This window comes from Amycolatopsis lurida, assembly GCF_900105055.1.
Lineage (GTDB): Bacteria > Actinomycetota > Actinomycetes > Mycobacteriales > Pseudonocardiaceae > Amycolatopsis > Amycolatopsis lurida.
This window is the reverse complement of record NZ_FNTA01000001.1, coordinates 1-19,699: the sequence shown is the minus strand read 5'-3', so window position 1 is coordinate 19,699 and position 19,699 is coordinate 1. Positions and strand designations below refer to the sequence as shown.

At 69.5% G+C, this 19,699-nt stretch carries 18 protein-coding genes; 8 read left to right on the top strand and 10 right to left on the bottom strand.

Annotated elements, in window-relative coordinates; genetic code table 11:
- Positions 1-74 precede the first annotated feature (74 nt).
- Positions 75-2,894, bottom strand: a complete 2,820-nt coding sequence (locus BLW75_RS00085) for an ATP-binding protein (RefSeq protein ID WP_241783843.1) — start codon at positions 2,892-2,894, stop codon at positions 75-77.
- 384 nt (positions 2,895-3,278) lie between these two features.
- Between BLW75_RS00085 and BLW75_RS00080 the strand changes: the two genes are divergently transcribed.
- The 3 genes from BLW75_RS00080 to BLW75_RS00070 all read left to right on the top strand — a co-directional run bounded on the left by BLW75_RS00080 (position 3,279) and on the right by BLW75_RS00070 (position 5,593).
- The gene (locus BLW75_RS00080; RefSeq protein WP_034316771.1) at positions 3,279-3,869 is read left to right on the top strand and encodes a papain-like cysteine protease family protein; all 591 of its coding nucleotides are present in this window, start codon (positions 3,279-3,281) and stop codon (positions 3,867-3,869) included.
- 4 nt (positions 3,870-3,873) lie between these two features.
- Positions 3,874-4,626 (top strand): hypothetical protein, encoded by a 753-nt coding sequence (locus BLW75_RS00075; RefSeq protein ID WP_034316774.1) that lies wholly within the window; start codon positions 3,874-3,876, stop codon positions 4,624-4,626.
- A gap of 88 nt (positions 4,627-4,714) precedes the next feature.
- Positions 4,715-5,593 (top strand): alpha/beta fold hydrolase, encoded by an 879-nt coding sequence (locus tag BLW75_RS00070; RefSeq protein WP_167373453.1) that lies wholly within the window; start codon positions 4,715-4,717, stop codon positions 5,591-5,593.
- On the opposite strand, the gene BLW75_RS00065 is transcribed toward BLW75_RS00070, so the two are convergent.
- Genes BLW75_RS00065 through BLW75_RS00055 form a run of 3 tightly spaced genes read right to left on the bottom strand, consistent with a single transcriptional unit; the run spans position 5,578 to position 8,836 of the window.
- Positions 5,578-7,059 (bottom strand): flavin-containing monooxygenase, encoded by a 1,482-nt coding sequence (locus tag BLW75_RS00065; RefSeq protein ID WP_034316777.1) that lies wholly within the window; start codon positions 7,057-7,059, stop codon positions 5,578-5,580. The two genes, BLW75_RS00070 and BLW75_RS00065, sit on opposite strands and share 16 nt — an antisense overlap.
- Positions 7,056-7,904, bottom strand: coding sequence for an SDR family oxidoreductase (locus tag BLW75_RS00060; RefSeq protein ID WP_034316780.1), 849 nt, complete (start codon positions 7,902-7,904; stop codon positions 7,056-7,058). The genes BLW75_RS00065 and BLW75_RS00060 overlap by 4 nt, the downstream gene beginning before the upstream one ends.
- Positions 7,901-8,836: a patatin-like phospholipase family protein gene (locus tag BLW75_RS00055; RefSeq protein WP_034316783.1), complete on the bottom strand. Its 936-nt coding sequence runs from the start codon at positions 8,834-8,836 to the stop codon at positions 7,901-7,903. Before BLW75_RS00055 ends, BLW75_RS00060 begins: the two co-directional genes overlap by 4 nt.
- A gap of 48 nt (positions 8,837-8,884) precedes the next feature.
- Here BLW75_RS00055 and BLW75_RS00050 point away from each other — a divergent pair, with 48 nt between their 5' ends.
- Complete coding sequence (locus BLW75_RS00050) at positions 8,885-9,517, top strand: TetR/AcrR family transcriptional regulator (protein WP_034316786.1); 633 nt, start codon at positions 8,885-8,887, stop codon at positions 9,515-9,517.
- Positions 9,518-9,655: 138 nt separating this feature from the next.
- On the opposite strand, the gene BLW75_RS00045 is transcribed toward BLW75_RS00050, so the two are convergent.
- From BLW75_RS00045 to BLW75_RS00025, 5 genes are all read right to left on the bottom strand, one after another.
- Positions 9,656-10,609, bottom strand: coding sequence for a helix-turn-helix transcriptional regulator (locus BLW75_RS00045; protein WP_034316789.1), 954 nt, complete (start codon positions 10,607-10,609; stop codon positions 9,656-9,658).
- 95 nt (positions 10,610-10,704) lie between these two features.
- A complete protein-coding gene (locus BLW75_RS00040; protein WP_034316792.1) occupies positions 10,705-11,526 on the bottom strand; it encodes an HpcH/HpaI aldolase/citrate lyase family protein in 822 nt (273 codons plus the stop codon).
- Positions 11,523-12,296 carry an HTD2 family dehydratase gene (locus BLW75_RS00035; RefSeq protein ID WP_034316795.1) on the bottom strand — a complete coding sequence of 258 codons (774 nt, stop codon included), beginning with the start codon at positions 12,294-12,296 and terminating at the stop codon, positions 11,523-11,525. Before BLW75_RS00035 ends, BLW75_RS00040 begins: the two co-directional genes overlap by 4 nt.
- Entirely contained in the window at positions 12,293-13,447 is a 1,155-nt protein-coding gene (locus BLW75_RS00030) for a CaiB/BaiF CoA transferase family protein (RefSeq protein WP_034316798.1), read from the bottom strand. The genes BLW75_RS00035 and BLW75_RS00030 overlap by 4 nt, the downstream gene beginning before the upstream one ends.
- 17 nt (positions 13,448-13,464) lie before the next feature.
- Positions 13,465-14,613 carry an acyl-CoA dehydrogenase family protein gene (locus BLW75_RS00025; protein WP_034316801.1) on the bottom strand — a complete coding sequence of 383 codons (1,149 nt, stop codon included), beginning with the start codon at positions 14,611-14,613 and terminating at the stop codon, positions 13,465-13,467.
- An 86-nt stretch (positions 14,614-14,699) separates the two neighbouring features.
- Between BLW75_RS00025 and BLW75_RS00020 the strand changes: the two genes are divergently transcribed.
- From BLW75_RS00020 to BLW75_RS44130, 4 genes are all read left to right on the top strand, one after another.
- Positions 14,700-15,647 carry a LysR family transcriptional regulator gene (locus BLW75_RS00020; protein WP_034316941.1) on the top strand — a complete coding sequence of 316 codons (948 nt, stop codon included), beginning with the start codon at positions 14,700-14,702 and terminating at the stop codon, positions 15,645-15,647.
- A complete protein-coding gene (locus BLW75_RS00015; RefSeq protein WP_034316803.1) occupies positions 15,644-16,420 on the top strand; it encodes an alpha/beta fold hydrolase in 777 nt (258 codons plus the stop codon). The genes BLW75_RS00020 and BLW75_RS00015 overlap by 4 nt, the downstream gene beginning before the upstream one ends.
- A 132-nt stretch (positions 16,421-16,552) precedes the next feature.
- Complete coding sequence (locus BLW75_RS00010) at positions 16,553-17,461, top strand: MFS transporter (protein ID WP_395766707.1); 909 nt, start codon at positions 16,553-16,555, stop codon at positions 17,459-17,461.
- Positions 17,428-17,832 carry an MFS transporter gene (locus BLW75_RS44130; protein WP_395766708.1) on the top strand — a complete coding sequence of 135 codons (405 nt, stop codon included), beginning with the start codon at positions 17,428-17,430 and terminating at the stop codon, positions 17,830-17,832. Before BLW75_RS00010 ends, BLW75_RS44130 begins: the two co-directional genes overlap by 34 nt.
- A 571-nt stretch (positions 17,833-18,403) precedes the next feature.
- On the opposite strand, the gene BLW75_RS00005 is transcribed toward BLW75_RS44130, so the two are convergent.
- Positions 18,404-19,639, bottom strand: coding sequence for an HNH endonuclease signature motif containing protein (locus tag BLW75_RS00005; RefSeq protein ID WP_241783845.1), 1,236 nt, complete (start codon positions 19,637-19,639; stop codon positions 18,404-18,406).
- Positions 19,640-19,699 lie beyond the last annotated feature (60 nt).

Sequence of the window (19,699 nt, the reverse complement as noted above, 5' to 3'; positions counted from 1 at the left end):
CCCACTATTTAAAGAAACCGCCTCTCACCTGCGGTTTCTCCCGTCGTACCCAGCGAATCGACGAATACGTGCCCTTAGGGAATGTCGCTGAGCAGATCAGCGGTCAGGACGGTGCGCGAAGGCAATCCCAATTTGCGCAGTGCCCGTCCGACGTGGATCTCGACCGTCCTCGGCGAAAGGAACAGCCGCTCACCGATCTCCCGGTTCGTCAGGTTCTGGGCGGCGAGCCGGGCGACTTCGAGTTCCCTGGGCGACAGTGCTTCGCCGTATCCCTTGCGGCCGCGCCGGGGCATCTCCGGATCGCACCGCCGCAACGAACGCCGGCAGCGGAGCGCGTCCACGGCCGCGCCGAGCCTCGCGTACGTGGTCTCCGCGGTGGTGAAGGACGCGACGGCACGCGCCCGCTCCCCGGCTTCGGAGAAACATCCGGCCGCGAGCTCGCCGGCATAGGCGGCGAAATACGGAAGAGGCAGCGCGCCGTAAGCCTGCGCGGCACCGAGCAGCAGATCACCGGCGGCGAGCGTTTCGCCACGCGCCTGGGTGAGCATGCCCCGGCACAGCAGCGCCGACGCGTTCGCGACCGGGGCGTCCTTGCCGTCGATACCCTGCCGGTACTCCGCGAGGAGTTCCCGGGCCTCGACGTGCTGTCCCAGCCCGAGCATGGTGCGCACGGCGAACGGCATCAGTTCGGCCGCCCAGACCCAATTGTTCTTGCGGCGCACGGTTTCCAGGCCGAATTCGGCGAGGCGCCTCGCCGCCTGGAGGTCCTTGCCCGCCTGATGGACCGCCACGCGGCCCGCGTACGCCGAAGCCTGCACCGGGACGCTGCCCGCAGAAAGCGCGAACGCCGCGTCGAAACTGCGCAGTGCCGCCGTCGGCCGGTGCTGCCCGTACTCATACCAGCCGAGCACCAGCAGCGGCTCGGCGGCCAGTGAACCGTCCTTGTCGACCCGCGTCAGCATCGCCCGTGCCTTCTCCGCGACGCTCGCCCACTCCCCCATCGCCAGGTCCAGCCGCAGTTCCGTGCCGTCGGCCAGCGCGTCGAGATAGGGCTGGTGGTCGTCACGGATCAGTCGCCGTGCCGTCGTGAGATAGGCCCGCGCCACCGGGAAATGCCCGTTCCACGCCACCGCGTCGGCGAGGTTGATGTAGGTGCGGGCCACCTGGCGGCAGACCTCGGCCGACTCAGGGGCCCGTGGCAGGTCGGCGACCTCGTCCCAGGCCTCCGGGTCGGCGATCTGCATCCGCGCCGAAAGCCGGTTCGCGGCGATCGCGGCGAGCAGCCCGGCGTCATGTTCTCCCTTGCTCACCTGCTCGGCCTCGTCGAGCCAGCGGAAGTTCTCCTCCACCGGGACGGTGCCGATATGCGGGAGCGCCAAGGTGACCAGCCCCCTGGCGAGCAGCGCCTGGCGTCTGCCGAGGTCGGCCGCGCCGAGTTCGATCTCGAGCCTGCCCGCTTCGACCTTGCCGATCTGATTGATCAGCACCTGTCCGAGATGGACCCGGATCTCGCCCCGCGCGGCCTTGCTCAGCGGCCATTCGCGCAGGATCTCCCGCAGCAGGCGGACCGTACCGGCGTGCGCGATACTGCGCGGCAATTCCCTGCCGAGCCGCACGGCGAATGATTCGCGCGCGGTCCGCGGGAGCTCCGTGTCCCGCAGAGCCGCTTCGAGCAGGCGGCTCGCTTCCTCTGTCCGGCCGTCTTCGATGGCGTTGTCGACCGCCACGCCGGTCCACTGTGTCCATGCGGCGATGTCTCCCGCCATCCGCGCGTGACGGGCGATGAGAGACGCGAACGGTTCGGCACTCGCGGCGAGCCGGGTCGCGGCGCGTCCGTGCATCGCACAGCGTTGAGGTCCAGGAAGCAACGCGTAGACCGCTTCGGCGATCAGCGGGCTCCCCGGGACATAGCGGCCACGGCCGAGATCCCGCAGCAGTCCCGCCTCCACCGCTTCGGTGAGCGCGCCGGAGATCGCCCCGGGCGACGGTGCCGCGACCGCGCCCAGATCCGGTTCGCCGGCGGGTGATCCCAGCACCGCGGCCGCGCGGACGACGTCTTGCGCGGCCGGGCCGAGCGCCGTCATCAGGCCGGAGACCCGGCTTCGCACGAGCGGCGGCACGGTCGCCGACGCCAGTCTGTCCGCCGTGAGCGCCTCGGCCGTGTCGCCGATGCTCTGGACCAGAGCCGTCAGGTCGACGGCGATCCCGGACGTGCGGCGGTGCGCGGCTTCGGCGAAATCCGGTGCGCAGCGGCCGAAGGACGCGTCCACCAGCATCCGCACCTGGACCTCGGTGAACGCGGCGAGCGAGAAATGCGCGGCGGTCTCGCGCAGCGGAGGGAATCGCCGCGGTCCGCTCGCGGCCGCGCTCACCACCACGCTCAGCGATGGCGCCGGGGACGCCACGAGCCTGTGCAGGAACTCCCACGTGTCGTCGTCGGCGGAGTGGACGTCGTCGAGTACCAGCACCGCCGGACCGCTGCCGGTGAGCACTTCGCGCACGGCGCGGAACTCCTGCTGCCGGACGGTTTCGGCGTCCGCGTTCGCCGGAAAGGGCGGCAACCACGGGGACCATTCGGGGATCAGCCGTCGCAGGACCCCTGTCACCGGCGAGAAACCGGCCGCGTGGGCGGCGGCGACGTCGCTCTTCCCGAGCAACGCGTCGACCAGCGGCGCCAGCCGGCCCGGCCGCGTGAAGGACCCGCACCGGGCGGACCAGACCACCCGCGACGCGATCCCGGGATGGGCGGCCAGTTCTCGGAGCAGACGGCTGCGGCCCACACCCGGTTCGCCCTCGACGACGGCGACCGACGGCGGGCGCGAGGCGACGCGCACCAGTTCGGCCAGTTCGGTGTCGCGGGCCACGAACACCGGTGCCGCACCGATCGTCGGCATGCTCGGGACCATACCGATCGGACACCCGCCGAAAGGCGGGAACACGAACAGTGACCAGGGTGCGCGCGCTTTCCGCTGGTCCACACCACGGGAGTCACGACCCCTCCGCGCCGTTAACTCGAACGGGCGACGCCAGCCTGCGGTGACCGCGGCCTCGGATCGGCAATACGGACCCTTAGGTATTGCCGCGAACCTTGCCACGAGGCCACCAGAGGGTGAATCTCAGACTATTCGCAGTGCCCCTCTGTCACCTCGCCACAGCGCATGACCCCTGCTCGCGCCGGTCGGTCACCCAGTCGGGTAGCCGAAGTCCCCACCTGTCCCTTACGGGTAGCCGCCCGCGCTTGCTTCGCGTTCGACCATCCAGTTAGGAGTGTTCCGACGGTGAAGACCTCATTCAGGCGCGGGCTGGCCACCGCCTTCGCCGGTGTCGCCGCGTTGGTCGCCTTGCAGGCGCCCGCTTCCGCGGCACCCGCCGTCACGGCGGCCACCACGATCCCGATCAGGATGCAGGCACAGGAGAAGAGCAACTGGTGCTGGGACGCCAGTGGCAACACGATCGCCGCGTGGTGGGGGCATTCCCTCACCCAGACCAAGTTCTGCCAGATCGCGCACAACGAATCCGGAACGGACTGCGCGAACAACCAGGGCTACCTGAGCGACCAGCAGCGGGTGTTCCGCTGGCTGGGGTTCAGCAACGTCGGCACCTACAGTTCGTCCGGCCAGACGCTGAGCTTCGCCTCCATCAAGAGCCAGGTCGACGCGCGGCAGCCGATCGGCACCCGGATCGGCTGGCGCAACGGCGGCGGGCACATGCATGTGCTCTACGGCTACGACAACACCAACGGCGCGACGACGGTGTACTACGGCGACCCGTGGGGCTCGAGCCCCCGCTACAACCAGATGAGTTACAACGCCTACCGGTCCAACAACTCGTTCACCTGGACCCACACCGTCTACGGGATCAAGGACTGAAACCATGAAGCGAACCTTCCTCGGCGCCACGATCCTCGCCATCGGCCTGTCACTGGCGCTCGGCGGCCAGGCCTCCGCCGCCGACGCCCCCAGCGGCGCGCCCACCCCCGCCGACCTGGCCGCGGTGTCCACAGTGGTCACCAGCGACGCGACCACCCAACGCCTCGCCAAGGCCCAATTCCCCGGTGCCGCCAAGGCGGACACGGCCGTCGCCGCCAGGACCGCCAAGGCGGATCCGCGGACACCGGTCGCGGTCTACCAGCCGACCGCGGCCTTCATCGCCGGTACTTCCTCCGTCCCGGCCGAACTCGCCTACGTCGCCACCCCCGCCACCCTGGGCAACGGCGACGCCGCGACCGTGTGGTCGCAGCGCGAGGGCTCGGGCTGGTCGGTCTACAACGTCGCCTCGGGTGACGTCGAAAAGCGTCTCGCGGCGAAGACCGGCAAGGGTTACCTCCTGAGCGAGCCTCAGGCGGGCGCCTGGTATGCCGTCGACGGCGACACCGTGACCGTCCTCGACGGCTCGTCGGTGGCGAAGACCGGCGAGACGATGACGCTCGCCGCCTACCGCGAGGCCCTGCAGAACCGCTACGGCGACAAGCTGCCCGGCTCGACCTACGACCGCACCGGTGCCGCCGGTGGTTACGGTGCCACTCCGGTGGGCGACACCGAGGTGCCGTGGTGGCCGTACGCGCTCGGCGCGGTCTTCCTCGCCGCCGCGGGCGCGGCCGTGACTCTGCGGCTTCACAGGCAGTAAGCGCCAAGGGTGCCGGGGCCGCGCGGGGTCCCGGCACCTCCGCGTTTTTCGGATGCGCGACCGGTGGACCGGCTGTGATCATGGCGGCGTGGACTTCGAGATCGATGCCCCTGCCAGGCTGGGAGAAACCGGACTACCCGACGGCCGCGTCCTCGGCTGGGCCGAGTGGGGTCCTCCCGACGGCGAAGTCGTCCTGCTGATCCCCGGCGCGGCGACGAGCCGCCGGCTGGGGCTGTCCGCCGGAGTCGTGGAGTCGCTGAACGTCCGGCTGGTCACGGTCGATCGGCCCGGCCTCGGCTCTTCCAGCCCGCTGGAGGATCGCACGTTCGCCGATTTCGCCGCGGACATCGCCTGTCTCGCGGGCGAACGGGGTTTCGGTGTCTCGCCGATGATCGCCAACTCACAGGGTGCCCCGTTCGCCTTCGCCTGCGCCGCGGCGGGAGCGGCCGGTCCGCTCGCCATCGTGTCCGGCGCGGACGAGATCAGCAGGCCGGAGTTCACCGGGACGCTGCCCGACGAGCTGGCGGGTCTGGTCGCTCTGGTCGTCTCCGATCCTGCCCGCGCGGAAGCCGTTTTCACCGGCTACGACGCCGACGCCCTGTGGAACCTGGTGACGCGCTCCGCCCCGGACGCCGATCTCGCGGTCTACACCGCTCCGTCGTTCGAGTCCGCCTACCGCCGGGCGATGGCCGAGGCGTTCGGCCAAGGCCCGGCGGGGTACGCGCGCGACACCGTCCTCGCCATGGGCCGCTGGCCTTTCGCGTTGTCTTCGATCACCGGTCACGTCGATCTCTGGTACGGCGAACAGGACCGAAGCCACTCTCCCGACAACGGGGTCACCCTCGCCGGTCGCCTTCCCGATGCCACCCTCCGGATCGTCCCCGGCATCGGCGGCGCGGTCCTGTGGACGCACGCCGCCGAAATCCTGCGCGCACTGCTCGGCAGGGACGGTCAGGCGAAGGTGTAGTCCTCGAGCGGAAAGCTCCCGGCCTCCTTGATGGCGTTCAGCGTGGAGGACGGGCGGAGCAGCGTCGCCTCCCCGTTCGGGTTGAAGTAGTAGCTGTTCGCCGGAGCGCAGTTCCCGAGCGTGAAGATCGAGTCGCCGAGGCGTTCGGTCATCCGGTCGAGGAACGCGTCGTTGGCCTCCTGCTTGACCTCGAATTCCGTCGCGCCGCGACGCCGCATGGCGCCGAAGAGCCGGTCCATATGCCGCATCTGTGTCTCGATGGTGGTGAAATACGACAGTCCCGAGTAGGAATACGGGCTGTTGAGCGAGATGAAGTTGGGGAACTTGGGGATCGCCACCCCCTCATAGGCCTGGAAACGGTTCTGCCGCCACCATTTCCCGAGGTTCCGGCCGTCGCGCCCGATGATCTCGATCGCCGGGAAGTTCGCCTCCCACAGGTCGAATCCGGTCGCCAGCACCAGGACGTCGATTTCCCGCCGCACTCCGTCGGCGGTCTCGATCCCGGTTTCGTCGATCCTCGCGATCGAGGTCGTCTCCAGGTGCACGTGGTCCTTGGTGAAGGCCGGGTAGTACTCGTTGGAGAACGTCGGGCGCTTGCAGCCGAACGAATACCGCGGCGTCAGTTCCGCGCGCAGCCGGGGATCCCGCACCTGACGGCGCAGATGCGCCCGGCACCACAGCTTGCCGAGCCGGTTCGCCATCGGCAGTTGCTTGTAGTGCAGGACACCGGACACCATCATCAGTTCCAGCAGCGCGGTACCGGTCAGCCGGGCGGCCCGCTGGGTGAGCGGGACCGCGGCGAACGCGCGCCGGACCGCCTTGGGCACCGGGAAGTCCAGTTTAGGGCTCACCCAGATCGGCGTCCGCTGGTACACCGTGAGCTCACGCGCGGTCTTCGCGATCTCGGGGATCAGCTGGACCGCGGTCGCGCCGGTGCCGATCACCGCGACGCGCCGGCCCGCGAGGTCGTACTCGTCGTCCCAGGCGGTGGTGTGGATGACCTTGCCGCCGAACGTGTCGATCCCGGCGATCTCGGGTTTCTTCGGTTGGGAAAGGAATCCCGTCGCGGTGAGGAGATACTTGGCGGTGACCGGCCCGCCCTCGGCGAGCGAGACCGTCCAGTGCGCGTTCACCTCATCCCAGACCGCGCCGGTGACCACCGAGCCGAACCGCATGTAGCGCCTCAACCGGTATTTGTCCGCGACGTGCTCGGCGTACCGCTTGAGTTCCGCGCCCGGCGCGAAGAGCCGCGACCAGTGCGGATTCGGCTCGAACGAATACGAGTAGGTGGCCGACGGGATGTCGACGGCCAGCCCGGGATAGCGGTTCACATGCCAGGTCCCGCCGAGGTCGGACTCGCGTTCGAGGATGAGCAGGTTGTCGTAGCCGAGCCGGTTGAGCTGGATCGCCGCGCCCATCCCGCCGAAACCGGCCCCGACGACGACGGCGTCGTACTGCGCGTTCATGCGTTTTCCTCCCGGTGGGTGTCCTGGTCGAGGCGGGCGCGGTAGCCGTCCCGCTCCGGTGAATCGGGCCGCAGGGCGCGGTCGTCGCGAACCAGCCGCCGGACCGCGTTGAGAGCCGGTTCGGGTGTCACGGCCGCGAGAGTGGCGAGCGCGCCGACGTAGCCGGGCACCGCGATCTCCGCCGCGCGGGTGCGAACGGAAGCCACGACGGCGTCGGCGATCCGGCCGGGTTTCACCTTGGGGATCGGCCGCATGTCGAGCCCCGAGGCGAGCGCGGTGTCGACCGCCGACGGCAGCACGGCGGAGACGCTCACGCCGTGCCGCGCGTACTCCAGCCGGGTCGCCGCGGTCAGCCCGACGACGGCGAACTTGCTGGCGTTGTAGATCGCCAGCCCTTTGACGGGGAACTTCCCGGCCAGCGAGGCGACGTTGACGATGTGGCCGCGGCCCCGCTCCAGCATGCCGGGCAGGGCCAGCCGCATACCGTGGACGACGCCGAAGACGTTGACCTCCATGGTCGCCCGGTTCAGCGCGTCGGAGAGGTCGAGGAAACCGCCGTTGGGCATGATCCCGGCGTTGTTGACGAGCACCGCGAGCGGCCCGTTCGCCTGCTCGGCATCACCGAGGAAGGCGGCGAACGAGGCCGGATCGGCGACGTCCAAGAGGTGCGCGGTGCCACCGACGTCGGCCGCGGTCCGTTTCGCGGCTTCGAGGTCGAGATCGCCGATGGACACGCGCGCGCCGAGCGCGGCCATGCGTTCCGCCGTCGCGCGGCCGATGCCCTGTCCCGCACCGGTGATCGCCACGTGCGCGCCGTCGAGTTCGAGTTCCGGGTACTTGCTCATGCGCGCACTCCCTCTCGTTCGAAGGCGTCGGCGACCAGGCCCGGCGCCGTCCTCAGCGCCGTGGCGAGCACGTGCTCGCGCCGCCGTCCGTCCATGAAGTTGGCGCCCATGGCGGCGAGATCGGCGGGCCCCGGTTCGATCCGGACCACCCGGACGCCTGCCGCGCGCAGCCGCCGTGTCTCGTCGTCGACACGTCTGGTCATCGCCGACCGCAGCAGGCGTTCCAGCCGGGCCGTACCGCGCGCCGGAGCGCCGCCTTCGCTACTCATCGGCGCGACGAGCACGACCTCGCCGACGTCCTGCCCGAGCAGGAAGTCGGCCGACGTCGGGGAGACCGTGCCCCCGTCCACCAGCGGCCGTCCGTCCACGACGGACGGCGGGAACCAGCCGGGGATCGCCCACGACGCGGCGATCGCCTCACCGAGGCGCGCGGGCGGCGCTCCCGGGGAGCCGAGCGCGATCCGCTTCCCCGTCAGGTCCGCGGCCATCAGCCAGGTCGCGGGATGCGGGACCCAGCCGCCGGGCGCCAGCGTGTCGCCGAGTTCGCGCAGCCAACCGGCGTCTCCCCTGCCGCGCGGCAGAAGACCCGCGAGACCGGCGAGCGGGTCGACGTCCCGGCGCAGCGCGCCCCGGACCAATCCGGCCGCGGGCAGGCGCGGAGCCGGCACCGGCGGAAACCTGCCCGGCACCCGCGCGACATGCGCGGCGACGACGGGGTCCCCACCGGGCGCGCCGGCGACCGCGTCGAGGATCGCCTTCGCCGGGATGCCCGCCCCGAGCATGGCCACCGCCTCGGCCCCCGCCGACGTCCCGACCAGGACGTCCGCCTCGCGGGGATCCCAGCCGAGCGCGTCGAGGACCGCGGCGGTCCAGGCGAATCCCAGGGTCCCGCCGCACCCGAGCACCAGCGCTCTCACGGAATGACGTGTCATTTCCGGAACGGTATGTCATTTGACCGCGCGGGGCAATAAGCTGGCGGGATGACGACGGAGACCCCGGTCAGCAGGGCCGCACGGAAGAAGCAGGAACTACGGCGCGAGATCGTGGAGACCGCGTTCGACTGCTTCGCCGAACGCGGCTACCACGCGACGGGGATCGCCGACATCGCCGCCCGGCTGGGCATCGGGCACGGCACCTTCTACCGGTACTTCCAGAACAAACGGGACATCGTCGACCACGTCATCACTGACCTGGTCGAGAAGGTGGTCGGCGCGCTGGCCGCGGACAACGCGCCGGACGCGGTCAACAGCCTCGCCGAGTACCGCAAGCAGAGCGCGCGGATCGGCGACGCGCTCGCCCGGATCTTCGGCGGCGACCCGCGGATGGCCCGGTTCCTCCTGCTCGAAGCGGCGGGTATCGACGCCGAGATGCGGGAGCGGGTGCTGGACTTCTACGAGACCGCCGCCGAACTGACCGCCGGCTACCTGCGGCACGGCGTCCGCCTCGGCTATCTGCACGAAGACCTGGACATCGACTCCACCGCCCGCGCGATCAACGGGATGATCCTCGCGTCGATCCTGTCCGAACTGCGGGACCCGTCACCGGAGCGGCAGGCCGCGATGAGCCGCGCGGTCCGCCGGGTCATGTACGACGGGATCGCCGCGCCACGCTAGGGAACCGGCCGGCCGGTTCGGTTGCGACGCACCAGTAGGCGGGGGCCCGGCGTTACTGGCGGCCGGACTTCATGGAACAGGGTCCGGACATCCGGGTCTAGCGGCGAAAACGCACATCTGCACCGACGAAAACGAACCTCAGGGTCTCCGCAGGGTGTGGCTGGGCGGCTCGCCGAACGCCGCGCGGTACTGCGCGCTGAACCGGCTGCCGTCCAGGAAACCCCACTTCGCCGCGACACCCGTCACCGTCGTGCCGTCACCGGGTGCGGCGGCACGGAGTTCCGCTCTGGCCAGGTCGAGCCGGACCCGGCGCAGATAGGCCATGGGGGTGATGTCCAGATGCCGCCGGAACGCCAGCTGCAGGGCCCGCACCGAGACCCGGCAGGCGCGGGCGATGTCGGCGATCCCGAGGTCGAGGTCCGGATTCGCCTCCAGGAAGGCGACCGCGCGGCACACCGTTTCCGGGACGGCGTCCCGGCGGTCGCACGGGCGGTCTTCGCCGGCGCCCGTGGTGAAGGTGTCCAAGGCCATGGCCGCCATCAGCCGCCCCGCCGCGCCGAGCACCAGCGGCCCGCTCCCGGCACCCGGTTCGGAGAACAGCCCGGCCACGTATTCGACCGTCAGACGCCATCGGCGCGCCTTTTCCGGACTCACCGGCTCGTACCACAACCGCTCGATCGCGGCGCCGTCCTGCGCCGGGTCGGCGCCGGTGAACAACGCCAGGTCGATGCCGGTGACCTGCAGCCGCGTACCGTGCATACGCGTCCGATAGTCGTGACCGGGGTGCGGTCCGGCGAACACGTCCCCTGGACCGAGCCTGCGGTCGTTGATGCCGTCGTCGATCTCGATTTCACCGCCCAGCACCCGCAGCAGCACCATCCTGTCGAGTGGCTGGACGGCGACCTCCGTGGTCAGCGTGTTGTGCAGGAAATCGATGTGCACGTCCCCGAGATCACAGCGGTTGTGCTCGAATCGGTAGTTTTCGACGCTGCCCCGGACGCGTAACCGGTTGTCGCGGTACGCCTCGGCGATCAGGGCACACGCCTGCTCCGGATCGGTGGTCGCGAACTCCGTCAGTACCGGTTCGTGCATGGGGACCACGCCTTCTTTCCGTTCGCCCGTAACGAAAAGTCCGCCGGCCGGAACGCTACCGCCACTCGGCGGGCGCTACCAGGGGCATATCGGCGTCATCCGGCCGGCCGGAACGGACCGCCCGCGCGATCGAGGATGGCCCTGGCCCTCGCTTCGACCGGTTTGTCGACCATCTGACCGCCCGCCACGGCCACCGAACCGTCGCCGGTGTGCCCGAGCACGTCCCGCGCCCACTCGATCTCGCTGTCGGACGGGACCAGCCGGCGTTTCGCGGCGGCGACCTGGCGCGGGTGCACGCAGAGCTTCCCGGTGAAGCCGAGCGTTTTGGCGTGCTCGACGTCGGCGGCGAGCGCGGCCTCGTCGTCGAGTGCCGTGGTGACACCGTCGATCGGAGCCGCCCTGCCCGCGGCGGCCGCGGCGACGACGAGCGCCGACCGCGCGTACCGCAACGCCTCGTGCGACCGGTGGTCGACCCCGAGCTGCGCGGCCAGGTCCACGCTGCCGAAGGCGGGCCGCACCACCGCGTCCGCCCGGCAGACCTCCACCGCGCCCGCGACCCCGGCCGCCGTTTCCACCAGCGGGAGGATCGGGACACCCGGCAGCCGCCCGGCGAGGGAATCGATCTCGGCACGGTTCTCGGCTTTGGGCAGCATCACCGCGAGCGCCTGTCCGATACTCGCGACATCCTCGTGGTACCAAGCGGTTCCGGCGGCGTTGAGCCGGACGACCGCCTGATGGCCTTCCGCCAGCCATGCCCGGACGTGCTCACGGGCGGCCTCTTTCCGATCGGGCGCGACGGCGTCTTCCAGGTCGAGGATGACGACGTCGGCACCGCTCGCCGCGGCCTTGGCGAACCGGTCCGGCCGGTGTCCGGGGACGAACAGGAAGGTCTTCGCGCTTCTCAGGAGATCGTTCATCGGCCGAAGCTCCGTACCGTTCCGGTCGCCGTCCGCCGTCCGTGGCGATCACGTACCGCGGTGCCGGTGTCATCCGCCCGCACGATCATTCCCTGATGGTCGAACAGGGGTGAGACGAGCCGGTAGTCGAAGGCCCGCCTCCCACCACTTCCCCGCCGCCGGGCCGCTTCGGCCATCGCGAGCGCCTGCAACGGGCCGTGGGTGAGCAGTCCCGGGTAGCCCTCGACGTCGCGGGCGTAATCGCGGTCGTAATGGATGCGGTGAGCGTTGTAGGTCAGCGCCGAGAAGCGGAACAGCAGTGTCGGTGAGACGTCGATCGCCCATTCGTCGTCGGCCACCGGCACTTCCGGCGCCTCCACGGGCGCGTCGGCCTGCCCGGAAGCGGCGTCGCGGTAGACGATGTCCTGCTCCTCTTCGACCACGACCTCGCCGCCCTGGACGATCTTGTGGCCCGTCACGACGAAGGTCAGCCGCCCGGTGCGGCCTTGTTTCTCCTGTGTGGAAAGCACTTCCGTCTTCCGTTCGGCGGGCAGTCCGCACCGCAGCGGGCCGAGCGTCCGCACTCGCCCGCCCGCCCACATCCGGCGGCGCCCCGGCTCCGTGCCCCGGAGCGGATGCCCGTCCGGCCCCAGGTCGGCCTGCGCCGGCCGGTCCAGCAGGTAGAACCAGTGCCACAGCAAGGGCAGGCCGTCGCGGTCCAGATCCGGCAACTCGACGTCGAGCAGCGAAGCCAGCGCCTCCGCGGGGCCGGACTGCAGGATTTCCTTCACGTTCGCACCTCCTGGCGGGCACCGAACGCGGCCCGGATCGACTCGTTGTGCGCCCCCAGCGCGGGCACCGGCCCCATGACCGGTTCCCGGCCCGCGACTTCGACGGGCGGGAGCAGTGCCTCCAGCGGTCCGGCGGGGGTTTCCACCGCACGCCACCGATTCCTCGCGGCCAGCTGCGGGTGGCGGGTGAACTGCTCCGGAGTCCGCAACCGGGCGTTGGCGATTCCGGCGCGCTCCAGCAGGTCCCCGACCTCGTCCGCGGTCAGGCCGCTGAAGGTCTCCTCCAGGATCACCGTGAGTTCACCGTCGTTGCCGACGCGGTCGTCGTTGGTGCGGAAGCGCGGATCTTCGACCAGCGCCTCGTGTCCCAGGACGTCCCGGCACAGCACGCTCCACTCTCGTTCACTTTGGACACTCAGGAAGACCCTCTCGTCACCGGTGCGATACGGGCCGTACGGCGAGATCGACGGATGCGCCGCCGCCGTACGCCGCGGTGGTTCCTGGCCGTAGCGGGAGAAATAGGCGGGCTGGCTCATCCATTCGCCGAGCGAGTCGAGCATCGCGACGTGCAGGCTCGCGCCCTCGCCGGTGCGCTCGCGGTCGTACAGCGCGGTGAGGACGCCGCTGTGGGCGTACATCCCGGTGGCGATGTCGGCGATCGAGATCCCCGCCTTGGCCGGTGTCTCCGGGGTGCCGGTGGACATCACGAGCCCGGTTTCGCACTGCACCAGCAGATCGTAGGCCTTCTTCGTCCGATATGGACCTTCCGGGCCGTAACCGGAGATGGAGCAGTGGATCAGTTCCGGACGTTCCGCGCGCAGTGTCCCGGCGTCGAGGCCGAGCCGGTCCACCGCGCCGGGCGCGAGGTTCTGCAGGAAGACGTCCGCCTTGCCGATCATCGCGCCGAGCAGCACCCGGTCCGCCGGATCCTTGATGTCGAGTTCGACGCTCTCCTTGCCCCGGTTGAGCCAGACGAAGTAGCTCGACTGGCCGTGCACGGTCCGGTCGTAGTCGCGGGCGAAGTCGCCGACGCCGCGGCGTTCGATCTTGATGACGCGCGCACCGAGGTCGGCGAGCTGACGGGAGGCGAACGGAGCGGCGACGGCCTGCTCCAGCGCGACGACGGTGATTCCCTCGAGTGGTTGGCGCATACTGCCTTCCTCGGTGTTCAGGACGGGATGCGGTGCCGTTCGACCAGCTGGCGGGCGATCACGCCGCGCTGGATCTCGTTGGTGCCCTCGCCGACGATCATCAGTGGCGCGTCACGGAAGTACCGTTCGACGTCGAACTCGGTCGAGTAGCCGTAGCCGCCATGGATGCGGACCGCGTCGAGCGCGATCTCCATCGCGGCCTCGGAGGCGAACAGTTTCGCCATCCCCGCCTCCATGTCCGCGCGTTCGCCCGAGTCGTAGCGTCGCGCCGCGTGGTGCGTCAGCTGGCGGGCGGCCTCGAGTTTGGTAGCCATGTCCGCGAGATGGTTGCCGATCGACTGGTGCTGCCAGATCGGCTTGCCGAAGCTCTCGCGTTCCTGGGCGTAGCGCAGGGAATCCTCCAACGCCGCCCGTCCGACGCCGAGTGCCCGGCAGGCGACCTGGATCCGGCCGATCTCCAGGCCGCGCATCATCTGACCGAATCCGCGTCCTTCCACCCCACCGAGCAGGGCCGTGGCCGGCGCGCGAAAGTCGTCGAAGGAAAGCTCGCAGCTCTCGACACCTTTGTAACCGAGTTTGGGCAGATCCCGCGAGACCTCGAAACCCGGCCCTTTCTCCACCAGCAGGACGGAGATCCCCTTGTGTGCGGGTTCGGCGGCGGGGTCGGTCTTGCACAGCAACGCGACCAGCTGGGACCGGCGCGCGTTGGTGATCCACGTCTTGTTGCCGTTGACCACGTACTCGTCACCCTCACGCCGCGCCGTGGTGCGGAGTGCCTGCAGATCCGAGCCGCCACCGGGTTCCGTGAGCGCCATCGTCGCGCGGATCTCACCGGTCGCCATCTTCGGCAGGTAAGTGTCCTTCTGCACCTGAGTGCCATATGTGGCATGGAGTTTCGCGACGACGGTATGGCCGCCTATCGCGCCGGCAAGGCTCATCCAGCCACGCGCGAGCTCCTCCGTTATGAGCGCGTAGCACTGGGCGGAGACCTGAGTCTCGCCCCAAGGCTCGGGCACGGCCAGCCCGAAGACACCCATCGCCTTCATCTGGTCGATGAGTTTCCCGGGATAGGTGTTCGCATGGTCGAGCTCCCGCGCGACGGGCCGGACCTCGCGATCCACGAACCCGGCCACGAGCGCGACGATCTCGGTCTCTTCCTCGGTCATGTGGTTATCATGAGCGATGATGTGACGGTCTGTGAAATACCGAATCATGATGGTCGCATACCGGACCGCGATGAGCAGGAGTGAAGGTGGACTTCAAGCAGCTCAAGGCGTTGGTGACCGTCGCCGAGGTCGGCAGCGTGACCCGCGCGGCCGAGCTGCTGCACCTGGTCCAGCCCGCCGTCACCCGGCAGATCCGCACCCTGGAGCAGGAACTCGGGGTGCCGTTGTTCGAACGGACCCGCCACGGGATGCGCCCCACCGAGGCGGGCGCGACGCTCGTCGACCGTGCCCGGCGGGCACTCACCGAACTCGACCGGGCCCGGGCCGAGCTGGCCCCGCGACCCGGCGTGGTCACCGGGATCGTCACGGTCGGCCTGCTGGAGAGCGCCGCGGAACGGCTCGCCGCGCCGCTGACGACGGAAGTGCTCCGCGAGCATCCGGGCATCGAACTGCGGCTGCTCACCGCGTACTCCGGGCACCTCCAGCGGTGGATCGACGACGGCGACGTCGACCTGAGCCTGCTCTACAACTTGACCAGTACACCGTCGCTCTACGTCCGTCCGCTGGTCCGGGAACGGCTGTGGGCGGTCGCTCCCCCGTCGGCGGGGCTCGATCCCGCCCAGCCCGTCCCGTTCGCCGACGTGGCCGCGCATCCGCTGGTGATGCCCTCCAAGGGGCACGCTCTGCGCACCCTCATCGACGGCGCGGCCCGCGAGGCGGGCGCCGATGCGGAGGTCACCGTGCAGACCAACGCCATGACACTGCAGAAACGCCTGGTACTCGCCGGGCACGGCTGGACGATCCTGCCCGGCATCGGCATCGCGACGGACGTCTCCGACGGTGTCCTGAGCGCGGCTCCGGTGTGCGAACCGGAGATCTGGCGCACCGTCGTCCTCGGTACGCCCAGGACGGGTCGCGTCACGCCCGCCGTCGACGCCGTCGCACAGGCGCTCGTCCGGCAGATCCACCGGACCGTGCGGGAGGGCGAATGGCCCTCGGCACGGCTCTGGGAAGACCGAACAGGAGAAGAATGAGCACGCTCACCGGTAACGCCGTCGCCGCCGACGGCACCCGGCTGGCCTACCAGTGGCACGGCACGGGCAGGCCGCTCGTGCTGCTGGCCGGGCAGGCGAACGACCATACGTGGTGGGATCGCACGCGCGGGGACTTCCCGAGCACGATCACCATGGACTACCGCGGTACGGGCGGCAGCGACGCGCCCGACTCCGCTTACTCCACACCGGGTTTCGCGGACGACGTGCTCGCCGTCCTCGACGAACTCGGCGTCGGCGAGGCCGATGTCTACGGCACCTCGATGGGCGGGCGCGTCGCCCAGTGGGTCGCCGCGCGGTATCCCGATCGGGTGCGGCGGCTCGTGCTCGGCTGCACCTCGCCGGGCGGCACGCACGGGGTCGAGCGGTCGAACGACGTACGGCTGGCCCTGGCCCGGCGGTCCTCCGCGGAAGCACGGGAGACGCTGGAGAATCTGATGTACACCCCCGCCTGGCGTGCGGCCAATCCCGGTCCGTACCGGGTGCTGGGCGCGCACGGCATGCCGCCGCACGCGGTGCGCGGGCATCTGGTCGCGAGCAACACGCACGACGCCTGGGAGGTGCTCCCGGAGATCACCGCGCCCACCCTGGTCCTGCACGGTGACGACGATCTGCTCGCGCCCGTGGCGAACGCGCCGTTGTTGGCGGATCGGATTCCCGGCGCGCGGATGCATCTCTTCGCCGGGGCGCGCCATGCCTACTTCGACGAGTGCCGTCCCGAATCGAGCGAGCTGGTGAGCGACTTCCTCGGGTAGACCATGCCGGCCGGGTATGTGCCCATCGCGGATTTCTATTTCTCCACCGCAGGGATCACAGCTCATGCTGGTCGGCGTTCCCGGAGCGAAGGAGCTTCCCTTGCCGCACAAGAACCCGGTGTCGTCGCGAACGTGGTCCGCGGCTGCCTCGGCAACCTGGTCGAGTGGTACGACTGGTTCGTCTACGCCTCGTTCAGCATCTACTTCGCGGCCGGCTTCTTCCCCGAGGGAAATCTGACGGCCCAATTGCTCTCGACCGCCGTCGTGTTCGCCGTCGGCTTTCTGATGCGCCCGCTCGGAGGCTGGCTTCTGGGCCTCTACGCGGACAAGTTCGGCCGCCGGGCCGCGCTGACCCTGTCCGTGACGCTGATGAGCTTCGGTTCGCCGGCCATCGCCCTCACTCCCGGCTATTCGTCGATCGGCATCCTCGCGCCCGTGATCCTCGTGGTCGCCAGACTCGCGCAAGGTCTGTCGGTGGGTGGCGAGTTCGGTTCGAGCGCGACCTACCTGTCCGAGATCGCCACTCCGCGGCGACGCGGTTTCTACTCGAGCTTCCAGTACGTCTCGATCACCGTCGGCCAGCTTTCGGCCCTGCTGGTGATGATCGTCATGCAATCACTGCTCACCGAAGCGCAGATGTACGCGTGGGGCTGGCGGGTGCCCTTCGTGCTCGGCGCGATCGCCGGACTCGTGGTGATGTACCTCCGCCGCACCATGGTGGAATCGGAGCACTTCCAGCGCTCCGCGACCACCGGCCCGCCGTCCCGCGGCGGACTGCGGGTCCTGCTGCGCGAGCACCGTCGCCAGGTTCTCGCCGTTCTCGGCCTCGCCATCGGCGGCACGGTGGCCTTCTACACCTTCACCAGCTACCTGCAGAAGTACATGGTGAACACGGCGGGAATCCCCAAGCCGACCGCTTCACTCATCGGCTTCGCCGCCCTGTTCCTGTTCATCTTCATGCAGCCGTCGCCGGCGCCCTTTCCGACCGCTGGGGCCGCCGCCCGGTCATGTTCGGCTTCTCCATCGGCGGCATGGTGCTGACCGTGCCGATCATGACGCTCGTGGGCAGGACGGGGAATCCGTGGGTCGCCTTCCTGCTCATGATCACCGCCATGATCTTCCTCAGCGGCTACACGGCTTTGTCGGCCATCATCAAGGCGGAAATGTTCCCCACCAACGTCCGTGCGCTGGGAGTCGGACTCCCGCATGCCCTGGCGACCGCCGTCTTCGGCGGCCTTTCGGAACCGATCGCGCTGGCCTTGAAGCAGGCCGGACACGAGAGCGTGTTCTTCTGGTGGGTCACCGGCTGCATCGCGCTGACGTTCGTGGCGACTCTGGTGGTGCGGGAACCTTCGCGTGACTCTTCTCTGGAAATCGACGCGGTGCCTGCGCGGGATTCCGTGGTGAGGTAGGCGGGGCAGGGTTGGTGTTGGGGTTGCTCGGTTCCTAGGGGCTTGTCCTTGCGATTCCGGTGTTGCCGAATTCCGGCGATGGGCCGCGGCGGGAGGGGTACCGCAGCGACGGTTGCCGGTTCGGGGGCGAGCAGGGAGTCTCGCCTCTTGCGATGAGCCGTAGCCGAATTCCGGCGATGGGCCGCAGATCTCCGCATGAGACGCAGGAGCGACTGGGGTTTGCGGCAGCGCACTGTTCCGCACACCTGCCCGGGAACAGGCCGTGACCGAATTTCGGCAACGGCAGTCGCAGGGTTCCCCAACTGGAAGGTTGTGACACTCTGGGTACCGCAGAACCGTCAGCATTGCGCCGACTCTCGCGGAATCCCGCCCCACCGCGGCCAGGACGTTGCCGAATTTCGGCGACGAGCGGTCACAGCGCCTCTCCAGCTGAGGGGTGAGTACGACAGCCGCCGTGGCACCGATCCGTGCGGAGCCCTGTCCGCGCGCTCAACCATGGTCGTATTTCGGTAATGGGCTACGTGGTGCGAGGCCCTACGGCTGGCAGCGTGGCCGTTTTTCGGCGACCGGTTCAGAATGGTGGCTCTTGGGTGCGGGGTTCGTGCAGTGGTGGTGGTGTGCTGTTGTAGCTGTGTCCGGTGGGTGTGGTGATGGTGAGGGTGCCGTCCTCGGCGAGGTGGTAGATCCAGCCGGGTTCGTCTTTCAGTCGGTGGTCGCGGCGGCAGAGGTCGATCAGTTCGGTGGCACTCGTGTGGCCGCCGTGCTGCCAGGGCAGTGAGTGGTCGAGGTCGCAGGCTTGGGCGATGCGGTGGCAGCCGGGTCTTCGGCATTCGCGGTCTCGTACTCGTACGAACTCGTCCAGTCCGGCGGTGGGCCGGTAGCGGTCGCGGCCGAGGTCGAGGACTTGTCCGGAGAGGGGGTCGGTGATGATCCGGCGCAGGACGGTGTCTGGGCCGGAGGCGATGTGCCGGGCCAGCGACGCCGGAATATGCCCATGCCCGGCCAATTCGGCGGGGTCGTCGTTCAGGCCGAGGTAGGTGTTTAAATCCATGTAGAGGAACACTTCGGACCGTTCACTTTTGCCGCCTTGTCCGCCCAACATCAGGTCGAGGGCGATGTCGGCGCGCAGCTGATCCAGGGTGCGGGTTTCTCCACCGGTTTTGAGGGCGCGTGCCTCACGGTCGATGCGCGTATAGGCGGCGGCGACCTTTTCCACGGGGCCGTCCTCGACCTCGATCGACGCCACCCCGGTCTCGCCGTGGCGGATCGACAACCGGCGCCCGGCACGGTGCCGCTCCGCGCGCCGGGCGGCACCCTCACGGTCGGCCATCACCGCCGCGTGATTGGCCGCTTTCCGGATCTGGTCGCAGTTCCGGCCTGGCAGGCGATCCTCCAACACCGCGTCCACCGCGCGGGCGTCCTCGTCCGACAGCCACGCTGTCGCGGTGGCGACCTTCATCGCCCCGTAGCCACCCACCTCTCCGCGGTCGAGCAGCCCGAGTGTGCGCGGGAGGCGGGTGGTCAGCGCCACTGCCGTCGACACCAGACCCGCCGCGTGACCGTCCACAACGGACAAGGCGAACGCGATCTCCTGCACCACACTAGAAGCGCCGCCACGGTGGCGGTTCAGCTGCGCCAAAGCGCGGAACCGGACCGCCTCCAACCGCGCGATCCCTTCCGACGCGGCCACGGCAGCGTCGACAGCATCACTGTCGCCCAACGAATCCAGCGAAGCATTGACCTCCTGCAACACATCAAGCGAGATGATTTCCTTGAGTAGCGCCACAGTGGCGTTGCGTGTGTCCACACAAAGAACCTACAACCAGCCACCGACAGTTTCCGGAATCCAACCCGTTTCCATTACACG